This window comes from Streptomyces sp. WELS2 (assembly GCF_013870595.1).
Classification (GTDB): Bacteria; Actinomycetota; Actinomycetes; order Streptomycetales; family Streptomycetaceae; genus Streptomyces.
Window position 1 is genome coordinate 1 of sequence record NZ_JACBWZ010000228.1, and the last position, 8,232, is coordinate 8,232.

Annotated in this window: 7 protein-coding genes; 4 read left to right on the plus strand and 3 right to left on the minus strand. The window is 74.0% G+C overall.

Going from position 1 to position 8,232, the window contains the following annotated elements; translation table 11 throughout:
- The coding region (locus H5J33_RS15635) for a GNAT family N-acetyltransferase (protein WP_181795518.1) at positions 1–216 on the plus strand (216 nt) is incomplete at its 5' end.
- A 17-nt stretch (positions 217–233) separates the two neighbouring features.
- Here the strand turns inward: H5J33_RS15635 and H5J33_RS15640 are convergent.
- Positions 234–1,340 (minus strand): XdhC/CoxI family protein, encoded by a 1,107-nt coding sequence (locus tag H5J33_RS15640; RefSeq protein WP_181795519.1) that lies wholly within the window; start codon positions 1,338–1,340, stop codon positions 234–236.
- Positions 1,341–1,550: 210 nt separating this feature from the next.
- Between H5J33_RS15640 and H5J33_RS15645 the strand changes: the two genes are divergently transcribed.
- On the plus strand, positions 1,551–3,458 hold the full coding sequence (locus tag H5J33_RS15645) for a cellulase family glycosylhydrolase (protein ID WP_181795520.1): 1,908 nt from the start codon (positions 1,551–1,553) through the stop codon (positions 3,456–3,458).
- Between the two features lie 59 nt (positions 3,459–3,517).
- Here the strand turns inward: H5J33_RS15645 and H5J33_RS15650 are convergent, their stop codons facing one another.
- Positions 3,518–4,771 (minus strand): YncE family protein, encoded by a 1,254-nt coding sequence (locus tag H5J33_RS15650; RefSeq protein ID WP_181795521.1) that lies wholly within the window; start codon positions 4,769–4,771, stop codon positions 3,518–3,520.
- A gap of 201 nt (positions 4,772–4,972) precedes the next feature.
- Here H5J33_RS15650 and H5J33_RS15655 point away from each other — a divergent pair, with 201 nt between their 5' ends.
- Entirely contained in the window at positions 4,973–5,635 is a 663-nt protein-coding gene (locus H5J33_RS15655; protein ID WP_181795523.1) for a TetR/AcrR family transcriptional regulator, read from the plus strand.
- A gap of 111 nt (positions 5,636–5,746) precedes the next feature.
- Positions 5,747–6,772 carry an alcohol dehydrogenase catalytic domain-containing protein gene (locus H5J33_RS15660; protein ID WP_181795522.1) on the plus strand — a complete coding sequence of 342 codons (1,026 nt, stop codon included), beginning with the start codon at positions 5,747–5,749 and terminating at the stop codon, positions 6,770–6,772.
- Between the two features lie 160 nt (positions 6,773–6,932).
- On the opposite strand, the gene H5J33_RS15665 is transcribed toward H5J33_RS15660, so the two are convergent.
- Positions 6,933–8,162 carry a glycosyltransferase gene (locus tag H5J33_RS15665; RefSeq protein WP_181795524.1) on the minus strand — a complete coding sequence of 410 codons (1,230 nt, stop codon included), beginning with the start codon at positions 8,160–8,162 and terminating at the stop codon, positions 6,933–6,935.
- Between the last annotated feature and the right edge of the window lie 70 nt (positions 8,163–8,232).

The window sequence follows — 8,232 nt, forward strand, 5'->3', positions numbered from 1 at the left end:
GCCGTCACGGCGGTCCGCCGGCTCGCCCGGTGGGCCCTCGACGACCTGGGCCTGCACCGTCTGCGCCTGTGCCACTCCACGGCCAACCCCGCGTCCTGCCGGGTCGCGGAGCGCGCCGGTTTCCGCTACGAGGGCACCCAGCGCAGCGCCCTCCTGCACGCCGACGGCTGGCACGACCAGCACCTGCACGCGAGGGTGGCCGGGGACCCGGAGTAGCGGCCGCCGTACCGCCGTCAGCCCGCCTCCGGGGGATGGATCGCCCCGCCGGTGCGGCTGAGGGGCGCGCCGGTGCCGCCCCAGCGCAGTGCCACGATCTCCGCCGCCACCGACACCGCCACCTCCTGTGGTGTCCGGGCACCGAGGTCCAGGCCGATGGGGGAGCGCAGTCGGGCCAGTTCGGTGTCGCTGAGGCCGGACTCGACCAGGCGGCGCAGCCGGTCGTCGTGGGTGCGCCGGCTGCCCATCGCCCCGATGTACGCCGCCGGGCGCCGCAGCGCCTCCCGCAGCACCGGTACGTCGAACTTGGGGTCGTGGGTCAGGACGCAGATCACCGTCCGGGCGTCGGTGCGCGTGCCGCGCAGATACCGGTGCGGCCAGTCCACGACCACCTCCACGCCCTCGGGGAACCGGCGGGGCGTGGCGAACACGGGACGGGCGTCGCACACGGTCACCCGGTAGCCGAGGAAGTCCCCGATCCGGGCCACGGCGGCGGCGTAGTCGATGGCGCCGAACACCAGCATGCGCGGCGGCGGCGCGAAGGACTGCACGAACACGGTCACGGTGTCCTCGCGCCGCTCCCCGTGCGGTCCGTAGTGCCTGAGGCCCGTGACGCCGAGGGCGAGTCCGCCGCGCGCGTCGGCGGCGACGGCCGCGTCCAGCCCCCGGGTGCCGAGGCCGCCGGCGGCCGTTCGCGGCCACACCGCGAGGGTGGCGCCGCGTGGTGCCGGCCCGTCGACCACGGTGGCCACGGTGACCGGCTCGCCGGCGGCGACGGACGCGGCGACCGCACCGAATGCCGGGTCCCGCGCGGGGGTCACCTGCCGGACCAGCACGGTGATCTCGCCGCCGCAGGTCAGCCCGACGGCGAACGCGTCCTCGTCGCTGTACCCGAAGGTCTCCAGCCGGGCCGTACCGCTCTCGGCGGCCTCCTGGGCCAGCTCGAACACGGCGCCCTCCACACAGCCGCCGGACACACTGCCGACCACCTCGCCGTCCGGGCCCACCGCCATGGCGGCGCCGGGCCCGCGCGGCGCGCTGCGGCCGACCTCGACCACCGTGGCCAGCCCGAACGGCAACCGGGCGGCGTACCACCGGTCCAGCACCGCGAGAATCTCACGCATCGCCCGCTCCGTTCTCGTTGAACGTTCAGCCGTCGGGGTGCCTCGCGGCCGTTCCGCCGCACGACACCGTCTCAAGCACATGACACCTCGTGCCCGGGCTCAATCCGGGCACATCCCGCCGCACCGGCACGGACGGGCCGGCCGACAGCCGGCTTGCCGGAGGGTCACAAGCCGTTGACGTCCCCGGGGCTTCACCGGACCGTAGTGGACATGCCAAACATTCGGACGCGTCTGCTGGCTGTCCTGGTCGTCCTCGGCGGATCCCTGGTGACCGCGGGAGTCCCGCCCGCCACCGCCACCACCCCACATGGCTCCTCCCGGGCCATCCCGCCCGGCTCCCTCTGGTTCGACGGCGCCCCGCTGACCGTGCGCGGCGGCCGGTTCACCGACGGACAGGGCCGCGAGATCGTGCTGCGCGGCTACAACGTCTCGGGCGAGACCAAGCTGGCGGAGAACGGCGGCCTGCCCTTCGCCTCCGTCGCCGACGCCCGTGAGTCCGCGACCGCGCTGCGCGCCCTCGGCGGCGGCAACGCGGTCCGCTTCCTGCTCTCCTGGGCGTACGCCGAACCCGTGCGCGGCCGGGTGGACACCGCCTATCTGGCCGCCGCCACCGAGCAGATGCGCGCCTTCCTGGACGCGGGCATCCGGGTCTACCCCGACTTCCACCAGGACCTCCACTCCCGGCACCTGTTCGGCCCCGACAGCTGGTACACCGGCGACGGAGCCCCCAAGTGGGCCGTGGACGCCGGGAGTTACCCCAAGGAGTCGTGCGGGCTATGTCTCTTCTGGGGGCAGAACATCACCCAGAACGCGGCCGTGCGCGAGGCCCAGTACGACTTCTGGCACAACTCCCACGGTGTCCAGGACGCCTTCCTGGACACCGCCCAGACGACCATGGCCTACCTGGAACAGCACCTCGACGAGGGGGAGTTCGCGGGAATCACCGGCTTCGACCCGTACAATGAGCCCTATGCGGGCACCTATGACCTGGGGCAGACCTCCCGCACCTGGGAACGCGATCTGCTCTGGCCGTTCTACGAGAGGTTCCGCGCCCGCATGGACGCGGCCGGGTGGCAGGACAAGCCCGCCTTCGTCGAGCCGAACCTGTTCTGGAACGCCGGCATCTCCGCCCAGAAGCAGGAAGGCGGCCTGCTGGACGCGGGCACGCTCGGCCCGGGCTACGTGCTCAACACCCACTTCTACGACCAGAAGGCCATCTCCGGCGTCCTGATGTGGGGCAAGGCGGCCGACGGCCAGTATGCCGCCGACTTCGCCGCCGTCCGCGACCGCGCCTTTGCCGCCGGCGCCGCGGCCGTGGTCAGCGAGTTCGGCCACCCCCTGTCCGGCACGGTCGCCGACAAGGCGCCGACCGTGCTGAAGGCCATGTACCAGGCCCTGGACTCCCGCCTGAGCGGCGCGAGTTGGTGGAACCGGCCCAGCGCTTCCGGGCCGGTGCTGTCCGGCACCCAGTGGCAGTGGGACCTGTACAGCGGGCGGCACCATGAACTCATGAACGACAATCCCGGCAGAGTGCGCACCGCCGGGGACGCCTGGAACGACGAGGACCTGTCCGCGGTACGGCTCGACGACTCGGGGAACGCCGCCTTGCGCCAGGACGCCCGCCTCCTGGACCGTCTCTACCCGAGCGCCACGGCCGGCACCGCCCTCGCCTTCACCTACGAGGACCGCTCCCGCGACGGCTCCGCCACCCTCACCTGGAACCCGGTCCCGGCCGCCCTGCCGAACGTGGCGAAGCTGGTGGGAGCGGGCCGCTACGGGCTGCTCGTGTGGCGCTCCGGTGACGGCGGCGCGCCCACCGAACTGCACCTGCCGGCGTCCTTCCCGCCCGCCGCCACCACGGTCGTCTCCGACCTCGGAGCGGTGTACGGCCCGCCCGCCCACACCCTCGCCACCCCGGTCGCCGTGGCTCCGGAGCCGGGCGGCACCGGCAGCCGCCGGCTGCTGCTCACCGACGCCGACTCCGGTGTCCCGCACTTCGCCCTGGTCACCGACGGCGCCACGGCGCCCCCGGCGGACCTGCTCGCCGCGGCGCGGGCCGAGCTGGCCGGGTGGGTGGCGGCGCGCTTCCCGTGGACGCCGCTGTGGTCTCCGGGGTGAGTGGGGCACCCCGGAGACCACGGTCTGATGGCTCGTCGGCTACCGACGGGGCCGGTTCGTCAACTGGCGTCGGGCCCGGTCCAGTCGGCCCGGACATGGCCCAGCCGGACGCGTTGCGGGTGGTCGCCGACGGCGATCGACGCCACCTTCCGCCCGGTGGCGAAGTCGATCGCCGTCACCTGGTCGGCGCCGCTCTCGGAGACGACACAGTCCTTGCCGTCCCCGCTGACCGTCGCCCAGTACGGCTTGTCCGCCGGGACCAGCGGCCCCTCCTGGAGCGAGGCCCGGTCCACCACGGTCGCGTAGTCGTCCATGGTGCCCGCCACGCACAGCCTGGTGCCCGCGGGGTTCATCGAGATGCCGTGGTGGCGCGAGTCGTTGACCCAGGTCGTGCGGTCCTCGCTGGTCGCCGGGTTCCTCGGCAGCGTCTTCATCCGGGTGATCTTGTCGGTGGCGACGTCGTACTCGAGGAAGCCGTTGAAGAACGACACCTGGAAGTAGAGCTTGGACTCGTCGGGGGAGAACACGGCCGGGCGGACCGCGTCGGAGAAGTCCTTCAGCCCGAACGCGTCCAGCCGCTGCCGCATGTCGATGACCTCGACCTGCTTGAACGTCGTGGCGTCCACGACCGTGATGTGCCGGTCGCCCTTGGTCCAGTCCCAGCCCGGGCCGTCCAGGTCGGTGTTGACGTCACCGATGGACATGTTCCAGATGTACCGGCCGTCCTTGCTGAAGACGTTCTCGTGCGGCTTGTCGCCGGTCTTGAACGACCCCAGCTGCCGGCCGGTGGCGATGTCCAGCACATGCACCGTGTTCGCGGTCGACGCGGACACCGCCACCCGGGTGCCGTCCGGCGAGACCGCCATGTGGTCGGCGCGGTAACCGGCCACCGGGAACCGCCAGTCGACCTTCCCGCTGGACAGGTCGATGGAGACCACGTCCGCGAAGCTCGGCCGGGACACCACCACCGACCGGCCGTCCGGGGTGGAGTACATGTCGTCGGCGAACTGGTCGTGCCCCTCGCCCACGCTGTCGCGGATCGCCTGGAAGTAGATCCACTTGATCGGATCCGCGTTGATCTCCGCCATCCGCGCGTCCTTGTCCGGTACGACGCTGATCCGGCCGATCTTCGCGTAGTCGCCTGAGGAACGGATGACGTCGGCGGTGCCGTCCCAGTTGTTGCCGACGAACAGCACCTCCCGCAGGCCGTCGGCGGCGGCCGGACGCGCTGAGGCGGCGGCCGCCGGCCCGGCGACGGCCAGGGCGAGGGCGACGGCCACGGAGCACAGGTGCCTGGTTCTGGAGGCAGCCATGACGGCTCTCTTTCCTCGGGGAAGCGGGGGAAGCTGAGGGAAGCCGGAAGGAGTCCGGGGATCTGAACACGGCCGCATTCACAGTGAACTTACTGAAAAGTAAGGACCGGGTGGCCTTCTCGACAAGATGCGTGCACGACAAGATTGGACGACCGCGCACGACCACGGACGGCCGTGCGCGGTACGATGGAGGGGGACTTGTTGGGCGGCAGGCTCAGGGCGCCGACGGGACGCTACGGCGGCCGGTCCGCCGAGGAACGGCAGGCGGAGCGGCGCCGCCGCTTCCTCGACGCGGCGCTGCGGCTGTTCGGCGACACCCCCGGCTACCGCGGCACCACGGTCGCCGCCCTCAGCCAGGCCGCCGGCCTGTCCACCCGCCAGCTCTACGAGGAGTTCCGCACCCTGGAGGACGTCCTGGCCGCGCTGCACCTCCAGGTCAACGGCCGGGCCGAACAGGCCGTCCTGGACGCGCTCGCCGACGCGGACGGACTCCCGCCGGCCGAGCGCGCCACCGCCCTCTTCAGGGCCTACGCCCGCGACATCACCTGCGACCCGCGCCGCATCCGCGTCGCCTTCGTGGAGATCATCGGGGTCAGCCCCCGGCTGGAGGAGCAGCGCCTGGCCCGCCGTGCCCGCCGGGTCGACCTGATCCGCGCCGAGGCGGACGCGGCCGTGGCCCGCGGGGAGGCGGCGCCGCGCGACTACCGCCTGGCGGCCACGGCCTTCATCGGCAGCGTCAACGGGCTGCTGCACGACTGGACGGCCGGCTGGGTGGACGCCACGCTGGACGAGGTGGTGGACGAACTGGTCCGGCTGCTGCTGGGCATGCTCCGGCCCGAGGGCTGGCGCCCCGGAAGCCCCTGAGAGGGGGCCCGAGCAGGCCGGCGGGGGGCGCGGCCCGGCTCGGCGCGCGTGATCGGGCCGGAGCTGGTCTGCTGGGGGTGAAGGCCGTCGCCCCGAATCCCGGAGAGCGCCATGAGTACCTATCGCGTCGCCCAGGTGACCGAGCCCAACGGCACCTTCGAACTCGCCGAGCGGGAGATCCGGCCGCCGGGCCCCGGGCAGGTGCGGATCGCCGTGGAGGCGTGCGGGATCTGCCACAGCGACGCGCTGTTCGTCGGCGGCGCACTGCCGGGCGTGACCTTCCCGGAGGTCCCCGGGCACGAGATCGCCGGGCGGGTCGAGGAACTGGGCGAGGGCACCCGGGAGCGCGGCTGGAGCATCGGTGACCGGGTGGCCGTCGGCTGGTTCGGCGGCGCCTGCGGCCACTGTCCCTCCTGCCGCCGGGGCGACTTCATCGTCTGCGCCGCCCTGAAGGTCCCCGGCTGGGCCTACGACGGCGGCTTCGGCGAGCGCACGACGGTACCCGTCGACGCCCTGGCCCAGATCCCCGACGCCCTCTCGGCGGCCGACGCCGGGCCCCTGGCCTGCGCGGGCGTGACCACGTACAACGGGCTGCGGCGCGGTCCGGCCGAGCCGGGCGACCTGGTCGCGGTGCTCGGCCTCGGGGGCCTCGGCCACCTCGGCGTGCAGTACGCGGTGGCGATGGGCTTCGAGACCGTGGCGATCGCCCGGGGCGCCGAGAAGGCCGACTTCGCCAAGCGGCTGGGCGCCCACCACTACGTCGACAGCACGGCACCGACCCCGGTCGCCGAGGCGCTGGCCTCCCTCGGCGGGGCGAAGGCCGTCCTGGCCACCGCCGGCAGCTCCGAGGCCATCACCGCGACCGTGGACGGCCTGGCCCCGCGCGGCGAACTGACCGTCATCGGCGCCACGCCCGAACCGCTGGGCATCAGCCCGGTGCAGTTGATCATGAGCGGCCGGGTGGTCCGCGGGCACCCCTCCGGCACCGCGCGGGACATCGAGGACGCCATGGCCTTCAGCGCCCTGCACGGCATCCGTCCGATGACCGAGACGGTGCCGCTGGAACGGGCCGGGGAGGCGTACGACAGGATGCTGGCCGGCGCGGCACGCTTCCGCATGGTGCTGACCACCGGCTGACACGCGGAACGCCTGGCCCCGGGGCGCGGCACGGTGCTCGACCGGGATCCGGAATGGCCAGCTGCCGGTGTGCCGTCGGGTGCGGGGGTGCGGGGGTGCGGGGGTGCGGGCCACAGGTCCGGCTTGGCCGGTGGGCCGGTCGAGGACGGTGGGCCCGCGATCAGCCGGCCGTCCGGGCCAGCGCGGTCAGCACCGGCGCGGTGCCGTCCTCGCCGCGGATCCGGGCGCCCAGGGCCTCGGCGCGCCGTCGGTACGCGGGGTCCAGGGTGGCCCGTACCAGTGCCGTGGCCAGCGCGTCCACGGTCAGCCCGCGCAGCGGTACGACGGCCGGTGCGACCCCCAGCGCGACCAGCCGGGCGGACCAGAAACCGGCGTCGAACTGCACCGGCACCGGCACCGTCGGCACTCCGGCGCGCAGCCCCGCCGCCGTGGTGCCCGCGCCCGCGTGATGGACCACGGCGGCCATCCTCGGAAAGAGCAACGAGTGCGGCACCTCGCCGATGGTCAGCATGTCGTCCCCGTCGGCCGCGAGCCCGCCCCAGCCGCGCTGGACCACCCCGCGCAGCCCGGCCCGCCGCAGTGCCGCCACCACCCGCGCACTCAGCCGCCCGGCGTCCGGCACGGTCGCGCTGCCCAGCCCGACGAAGACCGGCGGCGGCCCCGCGTCGATGAACTCCTCCACCTCCTCGGGCAGTCGGCTCTCGGCGTCGTACGGCCACCAGTAGCCGCCCACCTCCAGGCCCGCCCGCCAGTCGGCGGGGCGGGGCACCACCAGGGGGCTGAAACCGTGGTGCACCGGCCAGCACCGCCGCTCCCGGGCCCGCCGGGCCGCGGTGGTGCCCAGCGGGGGCAGTCCGAGCCGCTCGCGCAGCGCCGGCACGGCACCGGAGAAGACGTGCTCCACGGCGAGGTTCACCCCCTGACCGGCGAGCCGGTTCACCGGCCCGCCCCAGGAGCCGCCGCCGAGCACCGGCGGGGCGAACTCCCGGGTGGCGGCGAGGGGTTGGAGATACACGCCCAGGCTCGGCAGTCGCAGCCCCTCGGCGATCGTGTGCCCGAGCGGGGCCAGCGAGGCGGACAGCAGCAGCACCTCGCCGTCCCGCGCCGCGTCCAGCAGGTCCTCGGTCATCCGTCCCACCAGGCGCCGCGCCAGCTCCACCACGCGCAGCAGCTTTCCGGCTCCGCTGGTGCTGTGGTGCAGACCCCGGCCGCGCGGCGACCGGAGTTCCGCCAGCGGATCCACCGGCAGCGCGCGGAACCGTACCCCCGATCCCGCCACCAGCGGTTCGAAACGGCCGTGGGTGACCAGCGTGACCTCGTGCCCGGCCAGCGCCAGCCGGTGCCCGAGCCCGGTGTAGGGGGCGGCGTCGCCCCGGGAACCCGCCGTCATGATCGCAACGCGCACGACGGCCAGTATGGCCGCTCCCGTGGCCGCCGCGCCCACGCGTCGGCGCGAATGT